The organism is Rhodopseudomonas pentothenatexigens (assembly GCF_900218015.1).
GTDB lineage: Bacteria > Pseudomonadota > Alphaproteobacteria > Rhizobiales > Xanthobacteraceae > Rhodopseudomonas > Rhodopseudomonas pentothenatexigens.
The window spans coordinates 1-20,761 of sequence record NZ_UFQQ01000034.1 but is presented as its reverse complement, the minus strand read 5'-3'; the positions used below and the strand labels follow the sequence as shown (position 1 = coordinate 20,761).

18 protein-coding genes and 2 pseudogenes are annotated in these 20,761 nt (G+C 65.0%); 10 read left to right on the top strand and 10 right to left on the bottom strand.

The window, feature by feature from the left end:
• Positions 1–14 precede the first annotated feature (14 nt).
• Positions 15–632: a flavin reductase family protein gene (locus DWA33_RS22200; RefSeq protein ID WP_114360680.1), complete on the top strand. Its 618-nt coding sequence runs from the start codon at positions 15–17 to the stop codon at positions 630–632.
• A 1,495-nt stretch (positions 633–2,127) separates the two neighbouring features.
• Here DWA33_RS22200 and DWA33_RS25630 read toward each other — a convergent pair.
• Entirely contained in the window at positions 2,128–2,262 is a 135-nt protein-coding gene (locus tag DWA33_RS25630) for a hypothetical protein (protein ID WP_283808615.1), read from the bottom strand.
• A gap of 48 nt (positions 2,263–2,310) precedes the next feature.
• Between DWA33_RS25630 and DWA33_RS25560 the strand changes: the two are divergent.
• From DWA33_RS25560 to DWA33_RS22155, 9 genes and pseudogenes are all read left to right on the top strand, one after another.
• A pseudogene (locus tag DWA33_RS25560) lies at positions 2,311–2,452 on the top strand (flavin reductase family protein); the annotation flags it as partial.
• Positions 2,453–2,722: 270 nt separating this feature from the next.
• Positions 2,723–3,520 carry a DeoR/GlpR family DNA-binding transcription regulator gene (locus DWA33_RS22190; protein WP_114360678.1) on the top strand — a complete coding sequence of 266 codons (798 nt, stop codon included), beginning with the start codon at positions 2,723–2,725 and terminating at the stop codon, positions 3,518–3,520.
• Between the two features lie 188 nt (positions 3,521–3,708).
• Complete coding sequence (gene glpD, locus DWA33_RS22185) at positions 3,709–5,250, top strand: glycerol-3-phosphate dehydrogenase (protein ID WP_114360677.1); 1,542 nt, start codon at positions 3,709–3,711, stop codon at positions 5,248–5,250.
• Complete coding sequence (locus DWA33_RS22180) at positions 5,247–6,326, top strand: ABC transporter ATP-binding protein (protein ID WP_114360676.1); 1,080 nt, start codon at positions 5,247–5,249, stop codon at positions 6,324–6,326. Before glpD ends, DWA33_RS22180 begins: the two co-directional genes overlap by 4 nt.
• 12 nt (positions 6,327–6,338) lie before the next feature.
• Positions 6,339–7,439: an ABC transporter ATP-binding protein gene (locus DWA33_RS22175; protein ID WP_114360675.1), complete on the top strand. Its 1,101-nt coding sequence runs from the start codon at positions 6,339–6,341 to the stop codon at positions 7,437–7,439.
• Positions 7,439–8,341 (top strand): carbohydrate ABC transporter permease, encoded by a 903-nt coding sequence (locus tag DWA33_RS22170; protein WP_114360673.1) that lies wholly within the window; start codon positions 7,439–7,441, stop codon positions 8,339–8,341. Before DWA33_RS22175 ends, DWA33_RS22170 begins: the two co-directional genes overlap by 1 nt.
• Entirely contained in the window at positions 8,341–9,147 is an 807-nt protein-coding gene (locus DWA33_RS22165) for a carbohydrate ABC transporter permease (RefSeq protein ID WP_011159940.1), read from the top strand. The genes DWA33_RS22170 and DWA33_RS22165 overlap by 1 nt, the downstream gene beginning before the upstream one ends.
• Positions 9,148–9,157: 10 nt before the next feature.
• Complete coding sequence (locus DWA33_RS22160; RefSeq protein WP_114360697.1) at positions 9,158–9,484, top strand: DUF2160 domain-containing protein; 327 nt, start codon at positions 9,158–9,160, stop codon at positions 9,482–9,484.
• Between the two features lie 118 nt (positions 9,485–9,602).
• On the top strand, positions 9,603–11,345 hold the full coding sequence (locus DWA33_RS22155; protein ID WP_167443263.1) for an ABC transporter substrate-binding protein: 1,743 nt from the start codon (positions 9,603–9,605) through the stop codon (positions 11,343–11,345).
• Positions 11,346–11,599: 254 nt separating this feature from the next.
• Here DWA33_RS22155 and DWA33_RS22150 read toward each other — a convergent pair whose 3' ends face one another.
• The 9 genes and pseudogenes from DWA33_RS22150 to DWA33_RS22105 all read right to left on the bottom strand — a co-directional run.
• Positions 11,600–12,700 carry an alkene reductase gene (locus DWA33_RS22150; RefSeq protein WP_114360669.1) on the bottom strand — a complete coding sequence of 367 codons (1,101 nt, stop codon included), beginning with the start codon at positions 12,698–12,700 and terminating at the stop codon, positions 11,600–11,602.
• A 255-nt stretch (positions 12,701–12,955) separates the two neighbouring features.
• Complete coding sequence (gene pufW / locus DWA33_RS22145; protein WP_114360668.1) at positions 12,956–13,264, bottom strand: reaction-center light-harvesting complex 1 protein PufW; 309 nt, start codon at positions 13,262–13,264, stop codon at positions 12,956–12,958.
• A 371-nt stretch (positions 13,265–13,635) separates the two neighbouring features.
• Entirely contained in the window at positions 13,636–14,703 is a 1,068-nt protein-coding gene (locus tag DWA33_RS22140; RefSeq protein WP_167443262.1) for a branched-chain amino acid ABC transporter permease, read from the bottom strand.
• A complete protein-coding gene (locus tag DWA33_RS22135) occupies positions 14,700–15,725 on the bottom strand; it encodes a branched-chain amino acid ABC transporter permease (protein ID WP_430707908.1) in 1,026 nt (341 codons plus the stop codon). The genes DWA33_RS22140 and DWA33_RS22135 overlap by 4 nt, the downstream gene beginning before the upstream one ends.
• A gap of 145 nt (positions 15,726–15,870) precedes the next feature.
• Complete coding sequence (locus DWA33_RS22130; protein ID WP_114360665.1) at positions 15,871–16,593, bottom strand: ABC transporter ATP-binding protein; 723 nt, start codon at positions 16,591–16,593, stop codon at positions 15,871–15,873.
• Between the two features lie 193 nt (positions 16,594–16,786).
• The gene (locus DWA33_RS22120) at positions 16,787–17,551 is read right to left on the bottom strand and encodes an ABC transporter ATP-binding protein (protein WP_114360664.1); all 765 of its coding nucleotides are present in this window, start codon (positions 17,549–17,551) and stop codon (positions 16,787–16,789) included.
• A 257-nt stretch (positions 17,552–17,808) separates the two neighbouring features.
• Positions 17,809–18,993, bottom strand: coding sequence for a substrate-binding domain-containing protein (locus DWA33_RS22115; RefSeq protein WP_114360662.1), 1,185 nt, complete (start codon positions 18,991–18,993; stop codon positions 17,809–17,811).
• An 81-nt stretch (positions 18,994–19,074) separates the two neighbouring features.
• The gene (locus tag DWA33_RS22110) at positions 19,075–20,406 is read right to left on the bottom strand and encodes a lytic murein transglycosylase (RefSeq protein ID WP_114360661.1); all 1,332 of its coding nucleotides are present in this window, start codon (positions 20,404–20,406) and stop codon (positions 19,075–19,077) included.
• A gap of 255 nt (positions 20,407–20,661) precedes the next feature.
• Positions 20,662–20,761, bottom strand: a pseudogene (locus tag DWA33_RS22105) (IS481 family transposase); the annotation flags it as partial.

Genomic DNA, 20,761 nt, shown 5'->3' with positions numbered 1-20,761 from the left:
GCAGGGACCCTAGCGTGAGCGATCTGCATTCCTACCAGCCCGCGAGCGGCCACGGCCTCAAGCACGACCCCTTCAACGCCATCATCGCGCCGCGGCCGATCGGCTGGATTTCGTCCTGCGATGCCGAGGGCCGGGTCAACCTCGCGCCCTACAGCTTCTTCAACGCGTTCAACTACACCCCGCCGCTGATCGGATTCTCCTCCACCACCTGGAAAGACACCGTCGCCAACATCCAGCGCACCGGCGAGTTCGTCTGGAATCTGGTGACGATGGATCTGGCGCAGGCGATGAATGCGACCTCCGCCACCGTGCCGCACGACGTCGATGAATTCGCGCTCGGCAATCTCACCAAGCTCGATAGCAAGCTGGTCAAGCCGCCGCGCGTTGCCGAGAGCCCGGTGTCGTTCGAATGCAAGCTGTCGGAAATCGTCCGGCTGAAGGGTGCCGACGGTGTCGAGGTCGACGCCTGGCTGACGATCGGCGAGGTGGTGATGGTGCACATCGACAAGCGCTTGATCCAAGACGGCGTCTATCAGACCGCGGCGGCACGGCCGATCGTGCGCGCCGGCCGGCGCGGCGACTATTTCGAGATCCGCCCCGACGCCATGTTCGAGATGCCGCGGCCGGCCTGATCTGCCTTCCGATTCCAGCAAAGAACTTCGCTTACGTCATGGCCGGGCTTGTCCCGGCCATCCACGCCTTTTCTAAACTCTATATACCTGTGTGACCCGTTGACGGCGGATGTTTTCAGTAGTTCGATTTCATTTGGATGATCGATTCGGTCGTCGAATAAGTCGATAGCTGCCAACTAGGGAAAACGCATCATCCAATCAGCCACGTTGGGAGACACCCTTGGTGCCGCCCAAAGTGCGAAGCTTTTGCCAGTGCTCGGGTGCGCCTTGATGCTCGCCTGATGTTGGCGGGTGCTTGCAGGTCCACGACCGCAGCAACCGCTTACGCCTGCCGGCCTATTGGGCGGGGCACAACACCCGGTTTTGGGTGATTGGGAAATGTTGCCCGAAAGGAGGCATATCGGACCTTTAGAACTTCAGTGCCGTCCCCGGCCACTCCTAATGTCACCAGCACATGCTGGCTCTCGGCGCCGGTCTGCATATGGGCAGACGAGCGGCGGAATAACCGCCTGACAGAAGGAGCCGATGCCATGGGCAAGATCCACGGCAAAGGGCCCAGAGACGTGTTTGTTCGTTCGTATTCGCGTTGGAGAAACGGTAAGAGGCATAAGGTGCCCTCTGGGCGCCGGTCCAATCGCCTCACCACCAGCCTGCGTAGATCGAAAGACCAGCTCGACTTTGGGTTCTGACCTATCAGCCCCGGGCTGAGAGGGGTCCGGGGACGGCGCTGATCCTTGTTTACGTAGAGAACCATCAAATCAGGTGATGGCACGCCACGCGAGTTAGCGTCCCGTGCCAAGACCGAACAGATCAAGTTTCAATGCCCCGCTGTGCGGGATTCCTACCTCTAGTCTGTTCGGCGGCGATGAATATCGCTCACCAAAGGCGGAAGCCGCGTAAAGAGCGGTTTCGGCCATTTGGAGAGAATTGCCTAAAAGAAACGGTGTGTAAGGGCACCCACTTTGGAGTCCGTGCCCTGAGATCGAACAGGACGGATCGACCCCGCGATCTTCGAACTATTCGACGGCAGGGAGACTTGCTCACCAGGGTGAGTGGATCTGACCGATCCAGTTGCCCGAAAGCGAAGCTATCCCCGTCGTTTTAGCGCTAGTTTCCCAAAAGCCCGGCCTTGTGCCGGGCTTTTTCATTCAAGGATCAGGAGGCTTTGCCGCTGACACGGCACACCTCCGAAAGCCCTCAAAATTAGTTCCGAGGCCGCACGGTGCACTGGTCCACCAACGATCAGATGCGCCGTCGCGCGTGGCGTTTGCGTTCCGTTCAACCTCAGAAAGGAACTGCCCATGATCGCAAATGGTCGCATTTGGATTGAGCCGTACTATCGCATTCGCGATGGGAGGCTGCAGCATGTCCGAGGCCACTGGCGGCGGATGCCGTTCGGTCGCAGATCAGCAGCCGTGATTCCGTTTCTGTTTCCGAGTCCGCCTGTCGCGTAAGGAAACTAGGTTGGTCTGATCAACATCGCCGTCGGACGAGGTCATTCGCCCGGCGGCTTTTTCTTTCTGGCTCGCTTGATGCCGAGATATTGAAGGGCGCGCGCCTCGTCTGAAATCAGACGGGCGCCGCGCTGGACGTTCGCAAGGACGTGATCCTTCATTTCGCTGGTGGTCACACAAGCATAAAATCCCCTCTTCTGCGTTTCCGTCAGCAAGACGTGTATGCCTGGCTGACGATCGGCGAAGTGGTGATGGTGCACATCGACAAGCGCCTGATCGAAGACGGCGTCTATCAGACCGCCGCGGCGCGGCGACTATTTCGAGATCCGTCCCGACGCCATGTTCGAGATGCCGCGGCCGGCATAGCGGCTTGTGAGTCCAGACGGCCGTCGCCTCCGTTTTGGCCCGTCATGCGGCCTTGCTGCGGTCACTGAGTCCTCACCCTGAGGAGCCCGGCGCAGCCGGGCGTCTCGAAGGGTGGGCCGCGCAGTACCAGCAGCCCATGGTTCGAGACGGCGCTTCGCGCCTCCTCACCATGAGGCCGTGCGTGTTGCGGAGCGAAGCCGTCTCGCGCCGCGCGTTGACCTGAGGCGCGAACCGCCGCACCATGGCGCATCAACGTTGCAAGGTGCGTGCGTGACGGCCCTGACCCATCGCCAGTCTGAAATCCTGAATATCGCCCGCGCCTCGGGCCGGGTGATGGTCGAGGATCTGGTGCGGCGCTTCGAAGTGTCGGCGCAGACCATCCGCAAGGATCTCAACGATCTGTGCGACCAGCGCTCGCTGACGCGCATCCACGGCGGCGCGATCATCGCCTCCGGCGTCGCCAACCTCGCCTACGAGGCGCGCCGCTTCGTCGCCGCCGAGGAAAAGAAGGCGATCGGCGCAGCGGCCGCGGCGCGGATTCCCAACGGCTGCTCGCTGTTCATCAACATCGGCACCACCACCGAAGAAGTCGCCGGCGCGCTGTCGTCGCACCAGGATCTGCTGGTGATCACCAACAACCTCAACGTCGCGATGCTGCTGTATCGCCACCCGCGGATCGAGGTGGTGGTCGCCGGCGGCACCGTGCGCCGCGCCGATGGTGCGGTGATCGGCTCCACCGCCACCAGCCTGATCGGCCAGTTCAAGGTCGACTACGCGATCATCGGCGCCTCGGCGATCGACGAGGAGGGCGCGTTGCTCGACTTCGACTACCGCGAAGTCCAGGCGTCGCAGGCGATCATCGCCAATGCCCGCAGCGTGATGCTGGTGGCGGATTCGACCAAGCTGGAGCGCAACGCGCCGGTGCGGATCGCCCATCTCAGCCAGATCCAGACCTTCGTCACCGACCGGGCGCTGCCGCCGTCGCTGCAGGCGATCTGCGATACGAACGGTATTGAGGTAATCGAGGCCTGTCCGGCGAAACCCGAGCTCGACGAATCCGCGGCCTGAACGGCGTCTCCACCTCGCCAGTTGTGCCTGTCTCCCAGCGTTCGGGCGCGATTTCGTGCCGGAAACGCGATCCCGTCGCAGATCATAGTTGCTTTCGTTTCGGTTTGTGATTTATTCGCTTTCCAGCGTAAATCGACAGAAGCGAAAGTGCATTGCAGCAAATTGTTGCAATGCGGTGAGGAGCGTCGGTGGGAACGGTGTACGACCTCGCGATCATCGGGGGCGGGATCAACGGCTGCGGCATCGCGCGCGATGCGGCCGGCCGCGGACATTCCGTGTTCCTGTGCGAGATGAACGACCTCGCCAGCGGCACCTCGTCGTGGTCGACCAAGCTTATCCATGGCGGCCTGCGCTATCTCGAATATTTCGAGTTTCGCCTGGTGCGCGAGGCGCTGATCGAGCGCGAGCGGCTGTGGCAGATCGCGCCGCACATCATCGGGCCGCTGCGTTTCGTGCTGCCGCATCACGACGGTCTGCGGCCGGCGTGGCGGCTGCGGCTCGGGCTGTTCATGTACGACTATCTCGGCGGCCGAAAGCTGCTGCCGCCGACGCGTTCGGTCGATCTGGCGCATGACGAGGTCGGCAAACCGCTGATCCCCGGCCGCTACACCAAGGGCTTCGAGTATTCCGACTGCTTCGTCGACGACGCCCGGCTGGTGGTGCTCACCGCGCGCGATGCCGCCGAGCGCGGCGCCAAAATTCGCACCCGCACCCGCGCCGTCCAGGTCAGCCAGCAGGGCGGCATCTGGCAGGTGACGCTGGAAGACGTCGGCAGCGGCGCGCGCAGCACGATCCAGGCGCGGGCGCTGGTCAATGCCGCCGGACCGTGGGTCGAAGGCGTGCTCGGCTCCGGTGCCGGGGTCGATGCGCGCTACAAGGTGCGGCTGGTGCAGGGCTCGCACATCGTCACCCGCAAGCTCTACGACCACGACCGCGCCTACATCTTCCAGAACGCCGACGGCCGCATCGTGTTCGCGATTCCGTATCAGGGCGACTTCACCCTGATCGGCACCACCGACCGCGATTATCACGGCGATCCGTCGCAGGTGAAAGCGACGCCGGAAGAGATCGACTATCTGTGCAAGGCGGTGAGCGGCTATTTAGCCAGGCCGGTGACGCCGGCCGATGTGGTGTGGACGTTCTCCGGCGTGCGGCCGCTGTACGACGACGGCGCCAGCGAAGCCAAGGCGGCGACCCGCGATTACGTGTTCGAGCTCGACACCCCGGGCGGCGCGCCGCTGCTGTCGATCTATGGCGGCAAGATCACCACCTATCGCCGGCTCGCCGAAGAGGCGCTGGAGAAGCTGTCGTCCTACCTGAAGGGCGGAACCGCCAAGCAGGGCTGGACCGCGCATCAGCCGCTGCCGGGCGGCGATTTTCCGGTCGACGGCGCGCCAGTGCTGATCGGCGATCTGTTGCGCGATTATCCGTTCCTCGCCTCGGCTCATGCCTCGCGTCTGGTGCATGCCTACGGCACCCGGGCGCGTGACGTGCTCGGTTCGGCCAGGTCGGCCGCCGACCTCGGCCGCGACTTCGGCGCCACATTGACGGAGGCCGAGGTCCGCTATCTGATGAGCCGCGAATGGGCCTGCAGCGCGGACGACATCGTCTGGCGGCGATCCAAGCTCGGTCTGCGGCTGACGCCGGCCGCGATCGCCGCGCTCGACGAGTGGGTCACCGTCCATCGCGCCGCCGAGAAGCCCCAGCAGCAAGCGGGAGCAGGGGCATGAGCGTCAGCCTGGAGAATGTCACTCGCGTGCTGGACGGCGTTCCGGCGATCCGCAACGTCTCGCTGACGCTGGAGCGTGGGACGCTGAGCGTGCTGCTCGGGCCGACGCTGTCCGGCAAGACCTCGATCATGCGGCTGCTCGCCGGCCTCGACAAGCCGACCGAGGGGCGCGTGCTGGTCGACGGCAAGGACGTCACCGGCGCCGACGTGCGCAGCCGCTCGGTGGCGATGGTGTATCAGCAGTTCATCAACTACCCGTCGCTGACGGTGTACGAGAATATCGCCTCGCCCTTGCGGGTGCAGCGCAAGCCGCGCGCCGAGATCGAGCGCCGCGTCGCCGAGGCCGCCAAGCTGCTGCAGCTCGAACCGTATCTGCAGCGCACCCCGCTGCAGCTCTCCGGCGGCCAGCAGCAGCGCACCGCGATCGCCCGCGCGCTGGTGAAGGGCGCTGACCTGGTGCTGCTCGACGAGCCGCTCGCCAACCTCGACTACAAGCTGCGCGAAGAGCTGCGCACCGAGCTGCCGAAGATCTTCGAGGCCTCCGGCGCGATCTTCGTCTATGCTACGACCGAGCCGTCCGAAGCGCTGCTGCTCGGCGGCCGCACCATCTGCATGTGGGAAGGCCAGGCGCTGCAGGTCGGGCCGACCCCGCAAGTGTATCGCCAGCCCGACACCATGCGTGTCGCCCAGGTGTTCTCCGATCCGCCGCTCAACATCGTCGGCGCCGAGAAGAAGGCCGGCACCGTGCATTACTCCGGCGGCGTCACCGCGCCGGCGACCGGCGTGTTCGCCGGGCTCTCCGACGGCGCCTACCGGGTCGGCTTCCGCGCCCATCAGATCGCGGTGAAGCGCGCCGATCCGGAGCGGCATGCGTTCCAGGCGACCGTGGCGGTGACCGAGATCACCGGCTCGGAGAGCTTCGTGCATCTGAAGCGCGGTGACGATTATTGGGTCGCGGTGCTGCACGGCATCCACGAATTCGAGCCGGGCCAGACCCTCGACGCCATCCTCGATCCCGCCAATCTGTTCGTGTTCGACGCGGCCGATCGCCTCGTCGCCGCGCCGAAGCCGATCTGAGGGGACAGCCCGATGGCGCGCATCGATCTCGTCGATCTCGCTCACTCTTATCTGGTCGGTGACGACCTGCCGCCCCAGGCTTATGCGCTGAAGCCGGTGTCGATGACCTGGCGGCAAGGCGGCGCCTATGCGCTGCTCGGCCCCTCCGGCTGCGGCAAGACCACGCTCCTCAACATCATTTCCGGGATCGTGACGCCGTCGCGCGGCAAGATCCTGTTCGACGGCCAGGACGTCACCAGGCTCTCCACCCGCGAACGCAACATCGCGCAGGTGTTCCAGTTTCCGGTGATCTACGACACCATGACGGTGCGCGAAAATCTGGCGTTCCCGCTGAAGAACCGCGGCGTGCCGAAGGCCGAGATCGACAGGCGGGTCGCCGAGATCGCCGATCTCTTGGATCTCACCCCGAACCTGACGCGCAAGGCGACGCGGCTCACCGCCGACGCCAAGCAGAAGATCTCGCTCGGCCGCGGCCTGGTGCGCAGCGACGTCGCCGCGATCCTGTTCGACGAGCCGCTGACGGTGATCGATCCGCACCTGAAGTGGGAGCTGCGTAGCAAGCTCAAGGCGCTGCACCGCGCGCTCGACCTGACCATGATCTACGTCACCCACGACCAGACCGAAGCGCTGACCTTTGCGGATACGGTGGTGGTGATGCACGACGGCCGCGTGGTGCAGAGCGGCACGCCGGAGGAGCTTTTCGAGCGCCCGGCCCACACCTTCGTCGGCTACTTCATCGGCTCGCCCGGCATGAACATCGTGCCGGCCGAGGTGAAGGGCCGCGAGGCGCTGGTCGCCGGCCACCGCGTGCCGCTCGCCCGCAGCTACGAGAAGCTGCCCGCCGGCAAGATCGAGATCGGGGTGCGGCCGGAATTCGTTCACCTCACCGCCAAGGCGCCGGGCCTGATGACCGGCCGGGTCGAGCGGATCGACGATCTCGGCCGTATCCGCTTCGCCTCGGTGCGGGTCGGTGACGTCAAATTCGCCGCGCGCGTCCCGGACGGTTTCTCGCCGAGCGGGGACGAGGCCGCGCTGCGGTTCGAGCCTTCCCGCATCCACGTCTATGCCGACAGCGAGATCGTCGAAGGCAGCTCACTGGAGCAGGTCGCCTGATGGACAAGGTCGTCAACCAGAAAGCCTGGTTCCTGGTGCTGCCGGTGTTCGCCATCGTGGCGTTCTCGGCGATCCTGCCGCTGATGACGGTGGTGAACTATTCGGTGCAGGACACCTTCGGCAACAATCAGTTCTTCTGGAACGGGGTGGGCTGGTTCAAGGAGCTGCTCGATCCGTCGACCGATCTCGGCGGCCGGTTCTTCGCCTCGCTGTGGCGCAATCTGGCGTTCTCGGCGATCATCCTGGCCATCGAGGTGCCGCTCGGCATCGTGGTGGCGCTGGCGATGCCGCGCCACGGCTGGTCGGTGGCGTTCTGCCTGGTGATCATGGCGCTGCCGCTGCTGATCCCGTGGAACGTGGTCGGCACCATCTGGCAGGTGTTCGGCCGGCCCGACATCGGCCTGCTCGGCTACACGCTGAACAGCCTCGGCATCGATTACAATTACGTCGCCAACGAGTTCGACGCCTGGGCCACCGTGGTGGTGATGGACGTCTGGCACTGGACCAGCCTGGTGGCGCTCTTGTGCTACGCTGGCCTGAAGTCGATCCCGGACGCGTATTACCAGGCGGCGCAGATCGACGGCGCCTCGCGCTGGGCGGTGTTCAAGGCGATCCAGCTGCCGAAGATGCACCGCGTGCTGCTGATCGCCGTGCTGCTGCGGTTCATGGACAGCTTCATGATCTACACCGAGCCGTTCGTCGTCACCGGCGGCGGGCCGGGCAACTCGACCACCTTCATCTCGATCGAGCTGGTCAAGATCGCGCTCGGGCAGTTCGACCTCGGCAAGGCCGCGGCGCTGTCGATCGTCTACAATCTGATCATCATCATCGTGTGCTGGGTATTCTACACCGTGATGACCAACGCCGGCGCCGAGCGGCGGCCGGCCGAAGGGGGCATGTGATGCATTCGATCCCCGGCCGCCGCATCGTCATGGCGCTGTATCTGCTGTTTCTGATGTTGCCGATCTACTGGCTCGTCAACATGAGCTTCAAGACCAATGGCGAGATCGTCTCGACGATGACGCTGTGGCCGCACCAGCCGACGCTGGAGAACTACCGCACGATCTTCACGGATCCGAGCTGGTATTCGGGCTATATCAACTCGCTGCAATACGTCGTCATCAATACGGTGCTGTCGATCTCGTTCGCGCTGCCGGCCGCCTACGCGTTCTCGCGCTACCGTTTCCTCGGCGACAAACATCTGTTCTTCTGGCTGCTGTCGAACCGGATGGCGCCGGCCGCCGTCTATGCGCTGCCGTTCTTCAATCTGTATTCGGCGCTGAACCTGTTCGATACGCCGTGGGCGGTGGCGCTGGCGCACTGCCTGTTCAACGTGCCGCTGGCGGTGTGGATCCTCGAAGGCTTCGTCTCCGGCGTGCCGAAGGAGATCGACGAGACCGCGTTCCTCGACGGCTACTCGTTCCCGCGGTTCTTCGTGAAGATCCTGATGCCGCTGATCGCCAGCGGCATCGGCGTCGCGGCGTTCTTCTGCTTCATGTTCTCCTGGGTCGAGCTGCTGCTGGCCCGCACGCTGACCTCGGTCAACGCCAAGCCGATTTCGGCGGTGATGACCCGGACGGTGTCGGCCGCCGGCATGGACTGGGGCCTGCTCGCTGCCGCCGGCGTGCTCACCATCATCCCGGGCGCGCTGGTGATCTGGTTCGTCCGCAACTACATCGCGCGCGGCTTCGCGCTCGGACGGGTGTGAGGGCACGATGATGGACTCCTTCGCCTGGATGGCCTGGACCTGGCCGACCGCGATCTTCTTCATCGCGCTGGCCGGCACGCTCGCGACCATGACCTGGCTGGCGGTGGCTTATCCCGAGGTCGAGCGCGTCGGAATCTTGCGGATTCCGACGACGCGCGGCGACCGGCTGTTCGTTTCGCTGATCCTGGCCGCGGTGATCCATCTGGTGTGGATCGCGCTGGTCGGGAGCGATCCGATTGCGACGCTGCCGATCGGGGAAGGAGTCGAAGTGTCGAGCCTGTGGCTCGCCACGCTGCTGTCGCTGGTGTCGGCCGCTGCGATCTTCCGCACCGTCTGATCCCGGCGAACGAGGAACAGATCCGGGAATCAACCCGGGCCTGAATGGTGTCGCTCAACGGAGGAAACGAACGATGACTGGACCAAAACCCCACCTCGGCCGTTCGCGGCTGATGACGATGGCGAGCGCTGCGGCGCTGATCGCGGCGTCGATGATGGTGTCGCCGGCCCGCGCCGCGGACGATGCGGTGCTGAAGAAGTGGATCGACGAGGAATTCCAACCCTCGACGCTCTCGAAGGAAGACCAGCTCAAGGAGCTGCAGTGGTTCGCCAAGGCGGCCGAGCCGTTCAAGGGCATGGAGATCAACGTCGTCTCCGAGACCATCACCACCCACGAATACGAAGCCAAGACGCTAGCAAAGGCGTTCAGCGAGATCACCGGCATCAAGCTGAAGCACGATCTGATCCAGGAAGGCGACGTGGTCGAGAAGCTGCAGACCCAGATGCAGTCCGGCAAGAACGTCTATGACGGCTGGATCAACGACAGCGACCTGATCGGCACGCATTTCCGCTACGGCCAGACCATCGCGCTGTCGGACTACATGAAGGGCGAGGGCAAGGACGTCACCGATCCGATGCTCGACATCGACGACTTCATCGGCAAGTCGTTCACCACCGGCCCCGACAAGAAGATGTACCAGCTGCCGGATCAGCAGTTCGCCAACCTGTACTGGTTCCGCTACGACTGGTTCACCAATCCGGAGTACAAGGCCAAGTTCAAGGCGAAGTACGGCTACGATCTCGGCGTGCCGGTGAACTGGTCGGCCTACGAGGACATCGCCGAGTTCTTCACCAACGACATCAAGGAGATCAACGGCGTCAAGGTCTATGGCCACATGGACTACGGCAAGAAGGACCCGTCGCTCGGCTGGCGCTTCACCGACGCCTGGCTGTCGATGGCCGGCAACGGCGATCGCGGCATTCCGAACGGCCTGCCGGTCGACGAATGGGGCGTCCGCATGGAAGGCTGCCGTCCGGTCGGCTCGTCGATCGAGCGCGGCGGCGACACCAACGGCCCGGCGGCGGTGTATTCGATCGTCAAATATCTCGACTGGATGAAGAAGTACGCCCCGCCGCAGGCCCAGGGCATGACCTTCTCCGAATCCGGGCCGGTGCCGGCGCAGGGCAACGTCGCTCAGCAGATCTTCTGGTACACCGCCTTCACCGCCGACATGGTGAAGCCCGGCCTGCCGGTGGTGAACGCCGACGGCACGCCGAAGTGGCGGATGGCGCCGTCGCCGCACGGCGCGTACTGGAAAGAGGGCATGAAGCTCGGCTACCAGGACGTCGGCTCCGGCACGCTGCTCAAGTCGACGCCGCCGGATCGCCGCAAGGCCGCCTGGCTGTATCTGCAGTTCATCACCTCCAAGACCGTCAGCCTGAAGAAGAGCCATGTCGGCCTCACCTTCATCCGTGAGAGCGACATCTGGGACAAGTCGTTCACCGAACGCGCGCCGAAGCTCGGCGGCCTGATCGAGTTCTATCGCTCGCCGGCCCGCGTGCAGTGGTCGCCGACCGGCAACAACATCCCGGACTATCCGAAGCTGGCGCAGCTGTGGTGGCAGAACATCGGCGACGCGTCGTCCGGTGCCAAGACGCCGCAGGCGGCGATGGACTCGCTGGCGGCCGCGCAGGACTCCGTGCTGGAACGCCTCGAGCGCTCGAAGGTGCAGGGCGACTGCGGTCCGAAGCTGAACAAGAAAGAGACCGCCGAGTACTGGTACGCCAAGGCCGAGAAGGACGGCAACATCGCACCGCAGCGCAAGCTGGCGAACGAGAAGCCGAAGGGCGAAACCGTCGATTACGACACCCTGATCAAGTCGTGGCCGGCGACCCCGCCGAAGCGCGCCGAAGCGAAGTAAGCGCTCTGCCGACAGGCACCAGCAACGCGAAAGGCCGGGAGCGATCCCGGCCTTTTGTTTGCTGAAGGTGAATTGACCCGCTGAGGCCGCCGAGCTGTGAGCGCGCTCCCTCGCCCCGCTCTTGCGGGGAGAGGGGTGGGGTGAGGGGCGGACGCGAGCACTGAGTCTCGGCCGCGTGGACGCGCCCCCTCACCCGACCGGCCTCGCTGCGCGATGCCGGTCGACCTCTCCCCGCACGCGGGGAGAGGTAACAACTACTGCGCCGCCTGCGCCGACTCCAGCGTCGGATAGTCGGTGTAGCCCTTGGCGCCGCCGCCGTAGAACGTCGACTTGTCGGGCTCGTTCAGCGGAGCGTTCCGCTTCAGGCGCTCGACCAGGTCGGGGTTGGAGATGAACGGCTTGCCGAACGCGATCAGGTCGGCCGCATCGGCGTCGAGCTGCTTGTCGGCGAGCGCGAGGTCGTAGGCATTGTTGCCGATGTAGCTGCCGCTGAAGCGCTTGCGCAAGGAGGCGTAGTCGAACGGCGCGATATCGCGCGGACCGCCGGTGGCGCCTTCGATGACGTGGATGTACATCAGCTTGAGCTTGCTCAGCTCGTCGACGATGTAGTCGAACAGCGCCTGCGGGTTGGAATCGGAGACGTCGTTGGCCGGGGTCACCGGCGAAATCCGGATGCCGGTGCGGTCCGGTCCGATCTCCTTGGCCACCGCCGCGGCGACTTCCAGCATCAAGCGCGCGCGGTTCTGGATCGAGCCGCCATAGTCGTCGGTGCGCTTGTTGGAGCTGTCGCGGGCGAACTGGTCGAGCAGATAGCCGTTGGCGCCGTGAATCTCGACACCGTCGAAGCCCGCCGCGATCGCATTGGCGGCCGCCTTGCGGAAGTCCTCGATGATCCCGGGAATTTCAGTCAGCTCGAGCGCCCGCGGCTCGGACACGTCCGCGAACTTGCCGCCGACGAAGGTCTTGGTGTTGGCGCGGATCGCCGAGGGTGCGACCGGGGCGCCGTGGTTCGGCTGCAGGTCGACATGCGAGATGCGGCCGACGTGCCAGAGCTGGATGAAGATCTTGCCGCCGCGCTTGTGCACCTCGTCGGTGATCTTGCGCCAGCCTTCGACCTGGGCCTGCGAGTAGATGCCGGGGGTGTCCTGATAGCCCTGGCCCTGCTGCGATACCTGGCTGGCCTCGGTGATCAGCAGTCCGGCGCTGGCGCGTTGGCCGTAATACTCCGCCGCGAGCGGGCTGGGGACGAGGCCCTCGGGCACGGCGCGATTGCGGGTCAGCGGCGCCATCACGACGCGATTGGCGAGGGTGATCGGGCCGAGCTGGTAGGGCTCGAAAAGCTTGGAATTCGACATGGGGGCCGTCCTGGACAGTTATGATGCCTGGAACTTGGGGCGCATAACCGGAAACACAATGGCCCTGCCGAAAAATAGATGCATCGGCATGAAATTGTGAAGGACGGATCTCGACAATCCAGCTCGATGCGAAAGCGAGTTGCCGGACATGCGGCTCAGCCGGGACGATGTTCACCGGCCCTGATGTTCGGCGGCGTGGGATCGCCGCCGAACCAAGCGCCACGAACGCAGTCGGTTCGTGGCGCTTGGTGATCCTCAGGCCGCCGCAACCGTGCGGCGCTGGCGGCGGAACAACCAGAACGCGATCGGGCCGACGAACAGCGTGCCGAATGCCGGCAGAGCCGCGGCGCGCAGGGTGGCGGCGACGTCGAGCACTTCGCCGCCGATCCCGGCCTTGCCGAGCACGAAGGCGGCGATCAGCGTGATGAACGGCCCGACCACCATCGAAGCGGCACCTGCCGCCTGGCAGTACAATTTGCCTTCCGGCGCAGAGGCGGCCAGCACGCGCGCAACCACGGCGGTGGCGACGAAGGCGATCGCGGTAAGGACCAAGAGCAGCATCATTCCAACTTCCTGTTTGGTCGGACGATCCTCGCCTGCCGCAGCAGAAAGTGGTGCTGGAGGAGGGAGGATATCCGAGGTCGACAAAGGCGCGACTACGGAAGGGCGCCTGTTCAGTGGCAACAGGATACTTTGTGCGCTGCACATGAGTATTGATCGAGCGCAGAAATTGCTTCTCATTTTACCGCGGCGGGTAAATGCCAGAGAGGTATCGCAACACGCGAAGAGGCAATTAAATACCGTAAATTTGCAATCATTCGCTGAGTTACGGCGTTGTCCTCAACTCCTGGGGGCGTAAGCGGCAACCACCGCGCGAGGCTGGAATTGTTCGGCACGATCCGCCTTGATGCTCCGCTCCTAAGACTTTCGTCGGGTTACTCCGCCGGCTTCGGCGCCCCGCGCAGCCGGCCGACGATGCCGGTCGGGAAGAAATACACGCTGGCGACGAACAACAGCCCGAGCCACAGCAGCCAGCGGTCCGGATGCAGCAGGTTCGGCAGCAGTGGCAGGCCGACGGCCGCGGTCGCCTCGGAAGCGGCGCCCATCAGCGCCTGCAGATAATTCTGCGCCAGAATGAAGATGGTGGCGCCGATGATCGCGCCGTAGATCGTGCCCATGCCGCCGATCACCACCATCAGCAGGATGTCGAGCATGATCGAGAAGCTCAGCGAGGTGTCCGGTCCGGCATAGCGCAGCCACATCGCGTTGAGCACGCCGGCCGCGGCCGCGACCAGCGCCGCGATCACGTTGGCATAAGTGAGGTGGAACACGGTGCGATAGCCCAGCGCCTCGGCGCGGAAGCGGTTTTCGCGGACCGCCTGCAGCACCCGGCCGAACGGCGAATTCACCACCCGCAGCAGCGCCAGGATCATGCCGGCGCAGCCGACCAGGATGATGTAGTAGGTGAGGGTCCGGCCGTTGATCCGCACCCCGAAGAAGTCTTTGACGAACACGGTGCCGGGCCGCAGCAGCTCGGGGAGGCTGAAGCTGCGGCCGTCCTCGCCGCCGGTCAGCCACGACAATTGCGACGCCAGCACCAGGAACGCCGAGGCGACCGCGAGCGTGATCATCGCAAAGAAGATCGCCTCGACCCGCAGCGAGAACAGCCCGATGCCGAGCGCCAGCAGCGCCGCGAGCGGCAGCCCGATCGCGATGCCGGCAGCGATCGCGGCCCAGCTCGGCCCCATCCCATACAGCGCGATCGCCACCGCGTAGGAGCCGATGCCGTAGAACATGGTGTGGGCGAACGACACCGTGCCGGTGTAGCCGAGCAACAGGTCGTACGACGCCACTAGCGCCGCGAAGATGCAGATCTTGGCGGCGACGTTGAGCGGCTTGGCGCCGGGGAACAGGAACGGCGTGAGCGCCAGCACCACCACGATCGCGACCAGGATCAGCGACAGCACCCGGCTGCGCGGCGGATCGCCCGACAGGATCATCATCGACTTGTCACCGCATAGAGCCCGCGCGGCCGCCACATCAGGATCGCGACCATCAGCAGGATGTTGGACACCAGCGCCAGCTTCGGCACCAGGAAGCCGCCGTAATTGGCGACCATTGCGACCAGCAGCGCGCCGATGAAGCAGCCGCCGACCGAGCCGAGCCCGCCGATGATCACCACGATGAAGATCAGCACGGTGAGCTCGTTGCCCATCGAGGCGTGAACCTGTTCGCGATACAGCGCCCACATCACGCCGCCGAGCCCGGCGAGTGCCGAGCCGACCATGAACACGCCGAGGAACAGCCGCTTGACGTGATAGCCGAGCGCCTCGACCATCTCGCGGTTCTCGACGCCGGCGCGGATCAACAGGCCGATCTTGGTGCGGTTCAGCGTCAGCTGGATGCCGACGAACACCACGAGGCCGACCAGCATCACCAGCAGGCGATATTTGGCGATGGCGATGTCGCCGATGATGAACGAGCCGCGCAGCGATGTCGGCAGCGGCAGCGGGATGATCTGCGGCCCCCACAGCGCGTACAGCGCCTGCTCGGCGACGATCAGCCCGCCGGTGGTCATCAGGATCTGCTTCAGATGCTGGCCATACACCGGCAGGATCAGCACGCGCTCGACGACAAGGCCGAGCGCGCCCGACACCGCCATCGCGGCCAGCACCGCCGGCACCAGCACGGCGAGGTTGGTCAGCAGCGAATCCGCCCCCGACATCGCGGCGAGCGGTAGCAGCACCAGCGTCGCCACATAGGCGCCGACCGCGATGAAGGCGCCGTGACCGAAATTCAGCACGTCCATCAGCCCGAACACCAGCGTCAGGCCGGACGCCATGATGAAGATCATCATCCCCATCGCCAGCGACGCGATCGTCAGCGTCACCCAGGACGAGAACGAGCCGACCAGCGGCAGCATCACCAGCGCCAGGATCGCCGGCAGCAGCACGGGAAGAAGATCGCGCTTGGCCTGCGGCAGCGGATCGGACGCGGAGGGGGCGGGGATGTCGGTGGTGGTCACTGATGCGCCTCCAAGCCGAGCGCGTAGCCCGCATGAGCGAAAGCGACATGCGGGGGGGAGGCGACAACCCGCATATCGCTGCGCTCATGCGGGCTACGCATTTCGCCCTCGGTTCGCAATGACGGGGAAAGGGTGGTGGTGATCATCACTGATGCGCCTCCAGGCTGAGGCCGAGCAGGCGCTCCTGCAGCGGCACGTCGGCGGCAAGCTCGGCCATGGCGCCGCGATGCACGATGCCGCCATTGTCCATCACCACGACGCTGTCGCCGATCTGTTGGGCGACGTGGAAGTTCTGCTCGACCAGCAGGATGGTGGCGCCGGTGCGCTTGAGTTCGGCGAAGCACTCGATCAGCGATCCGATGATCGCCGGCGCCAGCCCCTTAGTCGGCTCGTCGATCAGCAGCAGCTTGCGCGGCTCGACGATGGCGCGGGCGATCGACAGCATCTGCTTCTGCCCGCCCGACAATGAGCCGGCGCGTGACAGCCAGAACTTTCGCAGCGCCGGGAAGAAGCCGAAAATCCAGTCGAGGCGTTTTGTGTCCATCTCGCCGTCGCGCGCCGCGAGGATCAGGTTCTCCTTCACGGTGAGATCGGAGAACACCGCCATGGTCTCCGGCACGTAGCCGACCCCGAGCCGGGCGATGTCCGGCGTCGCCATCGCGTCGATCCGTCGGCCGGCCAGTGTGATCTCGCCGCGCGAGGCCGGCCACAGCCCCATGATGGTGCGCAGCGTCGTGGTCTTGCCGGCGCCGTTGCGGCCGAGCAGCATCGTGGTCTGCCCTTCAGGCACCACGAAATCGACGCCCTGCAGGATGTGATAGCGCCCGATATTGGTGTGGACGCCGGAGAGAGACAGCAACTCACTCATGCAACGCTCGCCATGTCACGAGGCGCCTCTGCTCCCCTCCCCCTTGCGGGGAGGGGTCGGGGGTGGGGGTGCCCCAAGGATGGCGTCCCGTTGCGGACCCCCACCCCAGCCCTCCCCGCAAGGGGGAGGGGGCGCACTGAAGCAAGGGGAGAGGTCGCGAGCAACATCCGCGCTAAATCTATCATCATCACTCTCACGCCGCACTCCTGCCCGGCGCGATGCCGAGATAGGCTTCCTGCACGATCGGTGAGGCGATCACCTCCGCCGGTTTGCCGTCGGCGACCAGCTTGCCGTGGTGGAGCACGATGATGCGGTCGGCGAGCGAGCGGACGACGTCCATCTTGTGCTCGACCAAGAGGATGATCTTGCTGGGATCGGTCTTCAGCCGCGCGATCAGGTCGAGCACCACCGGGACCTCGTCGACGCTCATGCCGGCGGTCGGCTCGTCGAACATGTAGACCTTGGGCTCCAGCGCCATCATCAGCGCGACCTCGAGCTTGCGCTGGTCGCCGTGCGACAGCGCGGTGGCGGCGACGCTGCGGCGGCTGCCGAGCGCGACGCTGTCGAGGATGGCGTCGGCGCGCTCGATCAGGTCGCGCCGGGTGCGCCACGGCCGCAGCATGTCGTAATGCGTGCCGCTATGCGCCTGCACGGCGAGGCGAACGTTCTCCTCGACCGACAGATTGGGAAACAGATTCGTGAGCTGGAACGCGCGGCCGAGCCCGGCGCGGGTGCGCAGCGGCGCGGTCATTTGGGTGATGTCCGCGCCGTCGAACAGGATGCGGCCGGCGCTCGGGCGCAGCTGGCCGGAGATCAGATTGAAATACGTCGTCTTGCCGGCGCCGTTCGGCCCGACGATCGCGGTCAGCTCGCCGGGGCGAAATGCACAGCTCACCGCATCGACCGCGACATGGCCGCCGAACCGAATGGTGAGGGATTGGGTTTCGAGGGTGGTCATGGGGGCACGTCATCATCGTTGAGCCAGAGCGTCCTCGAGCAGTCGTGAAGCGGGCGGCCGCTTACACGACGTCGAGCGGCAGTGTGGTCCACCGCGCTGACCCCAAACACGCCGTCATCCTCCGCGAATGCGGAGGATCCAGTACGCCGCAGCGTTGCGGTCTTTTCACCGACGCTCTGGGATACTGGGCCACCCGCTTTCGCGGGTGGTGACGTTTGTGAATGAGGATGGCGACGTGCACCAAATCCGGAGCCGAGCTACTTCTTGTTCCGGATCGGGATCTCCATCTCCTCGATCTTGAGTTCGCGCACCGGCTCGAGCACCGCCCAGGCCAGCGCCGGGTCGACCTTGACCTTGAAGTGATACATGCTCTGCAGCGCCTGATGGTCTTCCTTGCGGAACACCATCTTGCCCTTGGGCGTGTCGAACTCCATGCCCTCCATCGCGGCGATCAGCTTCTCGGTGTCGGTCGACTTCGCCTTCTGCACGGCGGTGACCACCGCCATCGCGGCCGAGAAGCCGCCGGCGGTGAAGAAGTCCGGCGGGGCATTGAAGCGCTTCTGGTGCTCCTTCACAAGCCAGTCGTTGATCGGGTTTTTCGGGATGTCGTAGTAGTAATAGGTCGCGCCTTCCATGCCGGGCAGGCGCTTATAGGCGGCGAGCGCGGGCAGGATGTTGCCGCCGGTCGACAGCTCGATGCCGTAGCGCTTGGGGTCCATATCCTGCAGCTTGGTCAGCGGATCGCCGCCGCCGGCCCAAATCACCCAGATGATTTTCTTGCCCGGCTTGTCTTTGAGCGCATCGAACAGCCGCTGGCCGACCGCGGTGAAGTCGGTGGTGGTGGTCGGCACATATTCTTCGGCGGCCAGCGTTGCGCCGGTCTTGGCCAGCGCTTCCTTGAAGGCGGCGACGCCGTCGCGGCCGAACGCGTAGTCCTGCGCCAGCGTGGCGATGGTGACGCCCTGCTTGCCGATCGCGACCGCGTTGGAGATCGCGTCCTGCGACGAGTTGCGGCCGGTGCGGAAGATGTAGCGGTTCCACTTCTCGCCGGTGATCTGGTCGGCGACCGCCGGCTCGACGATCAGGATCTTCTTGTTTTCTTCGGCGACCGGCAGATCGGCGAGCGCTGCGGCCGACGACGAGGTGCCGATCGCGATGTCGGCGCCGTCGTCCTGATAGGCTTCGGCGAGCGCGGCCTTGGAGAGGTCGGGCTTCGACTGATCGTCCTTGGTGATCACCACGATCTTGCGGCCGTCGAGCGTCATCGTGCCCTTGGTGGCGTATTCCAGGCCCATCATCAGGCCGGTCTCGGTCTGCTTGGCGTAGGCCTCGAGCGGGCCGGTCTTGCCGTAAATCAGCGCGATCTTGAGATCGTCGGCGGCATGGACCGCGGTGGTGGCGAGCGCGACAGCCGCGGCTGTCATGATCAACAGATGACGCACGTCGTTTCCTCCAGGATGTTATTGCGTCGCACCCTAGAGCAAGTCGGCGGAATTTGAAAAGCCGTGGGACGGATTTTTCCGTTATTGCGGCAGCGGCGCGACCGGCCGGGCTCGTCTGGCGCGCCGCGGTTCGGCGGCCGGCTCCGGTTCGGCGGAGGCCGACGGAGCCGATACCGTGCCGCCCATCCGGGCGAGCAGTTCGGCGGTCGGCCAGGAATCCGCAGGCAGACGATATTTGATCTGCATCGCCTTCACGGCGCTGCGGGTGTTCTGGCCGAGCACGCCGTCGACCTTGCCGACGTCGTAGCCGGCGCGCACCAGAAGCTGCTGCAACTGCTTCATCTCGTTGAACGACAACTGCGCCACCGCGGCACGCGGCTTCTGCATCGGCGGCGCTCCGGCGATCCGGGTCGCCAGGTAAGCGGCTGTGGTGGCGTAGATCAGCGAATTGTTCCACTCGGTATAGGCGTCGAAATTGGCATAGGCCAGGAACGCCGGGCCGTGCCGTCCCATCGGCAGCAGCAGCGAGGCCGGCAGGGCATCGCTTTGCAGCGGACGCCCGTTTGGGTAGGTCACGCCCCATTGCGCCCATTGCGAGCGCCGATGCTTCACGGTGAGATCCGCCTGATCCCACGGCAGGTTGTCCGGAGCCTGCACCTCCTGCAGCCACGGCTCGCCGCGCCGCCATTTCAGCCCGGTGGCGATGTAGTGCGCGGTCGAGCCGATCACGTCGGGTGCGCTGCGCAGCATGTCGCGGTGGCCGTCGCCGTCGTAGTCGACCGCGTAGTCGTAATAGTGTCGCGGCAGAAATTGGGTCTGGCCGAGCTCGCCGGCCCAGGAGCCGATCATTTCTGCCGGCGTCAGGTCGCCGCGGTCGATAATCTTCAGCGCCGCGATGGTCTCGTCCTGGAACATCTCGGAGCGGCGGCAGTCGTAAGCCAGCGACACCAGCGAGCGCAGCGTCGACAGGTTGCCCTGCACCGCGCCGAAGTCGCTCTCCAGCGCCCAGAACGCCGCGATCACCGCCGGCGGCACGCCGTATTCCTTCTCGGCCCGCGCGAATGCGTTCGCGTATTGCCTGATCAATTGCTGGCCCTTGACCCGGCGGCCTTCGGACGCCATCCGCCCGGCGAACACCGTGAAGATCTGCCCGAACACCCGCTGGCCGCGGTCGCGATTGACGATGCCCTGGTCGTAGACGAGATACGGCGAAGCCTCCGCAATCGCCCGCTGCGACACCCCGGCGGCGACCGCCTTCTGCTTCAGCCCGGCGAGGAACTGCGGAAAGCTCTGTCCGCCATGGCACGACGCGCCGCGCTGGGCGAGGGCGGGGGAGGCGAGCGCGGCAGTCACCAAAAAAGCAGCACAGGCTGAGAGCTTCCCTTGCCAACCCTTACGGGAATCACATGTCATCTTCGCCTCGTCCCTAATGGAGATCGCGATCGGTAGAAATTCACCGCGAGGTAGCTAACATGGATTTCGACGACGTCAAAAAGCGGTACGTCTGGAACCAGAAGACGATTCCTGTGGTCCTCAGACGGAATAAGACTGGTCAGCTCTTGCGGCTAAGACTGGCCTACGGACCCGACAACAGAAGCTGGCTCAAAAGCATCCGACCGAACGGCCATGCTCCCATTTGGAAGAGTGTAGATCGGTATTGGGAGCTTCCTAGATGTGGAGCCTCAACAGGTTGTCCTCGGACAGGCCGAGGCGGCTGATGGGTATTTGTGACTTTATGCCGCCGTGGGGCCGGTGCCAATTGTATCGA

What these genes read in the sequence shown, in the direction of transcription:
- DWA33_RS22180 (WP_114360676.1), top strand. Translation starts at nt 5,247, where the DNA reads ATGAGCGTCAGCCTGGAGAATGTCACTCGCGTGCTGGACGGCGTTCCG.
- DWA33_RS22175 (WP_114360675.1), top strand. Translation starts at nt 6,339, where the DNA reads ATGGCGCGCATCGATCTCGTCGATCTCGCTCACTCTTATCTGGTCGGT.
- DWA33_RS22170 (WP_114360673.1), top strand. Translation starts at nt 7,439, where the DNA reads ATGGACAAGGTCGTCAACCAGAAAGCCTGGTTCCTGGTGCTGCCGGTG.
- DWA33_RS22165 (WP_011159940.1), top strand. Translation starts at nt 8,341, where the DNA reads ATGCATTCGATCCCCGGCCGCCGCATCGTCATGGCGCTGTATCTGCTG.
- DWA33_RS22160 (WP_114360697.1), top strand. Translation starts at nt 9,158, where the DNA reads ATGGACTCCTTCGCCTGGATGGCCTGGACCTGGCCGACCGCGATCTTC.
- DWA33_RS22155 (WP_167443263.1), top strand. Translation starts at nt 9,603, where the DNA reads ATGGCGAGCGCTGCGGCGCTGATCGCGGCGTCGATGATGGTGTCGCCG.
- DWA33_RS22150 (WP_114360669.1), bottom strand. Translation starts at nt 12,700, where the DNA reads ATGTCGAATTCCAAGCTTTTCGAGCCCTACCAGCTCGGCCCGATCACC.
- pufW (WP_114360668.1), bottom strand. Translation starts at nt 13,264, where the DNA reads ATGATGCTGCTCTTGGTCCTTACCGCGATCGCCTTCGTCGCCACCGCC.
- DWA33_RS22140 (WP_167443262.1), bottom strand. Translation starts at nt 14,703, where the DNA reads ATGATGATCCTGTCGGGCGATCCGCCGCGCAGCCGGGTGCTGTCGCTG.
- DWA33_RS22130 (WP_114360665.1), bottom strand. Translation starts at nt 16,593, where the DNA reads ATGAGTGAGTTGCTGTCTCTCTCCGGCGTCCACACCAATATCGGGCGC.
- DWA33_RS22120 (WP_114360664.1), bottom strand. Translation starts at nt 17,551, where the DNA reads ATGACCACCCTCGAAACCCAATCCCTCACCATTCGGTTCGGCGGCCAT.
- DWA33_RS22110 (WP_114360661.1), bottom strand. Translation starts at nt 20,406, where the DNA reads ATGACATGTGATTCCCGTAAGGGTTGGCAAGGGAAGCTCTCAGCCTGT.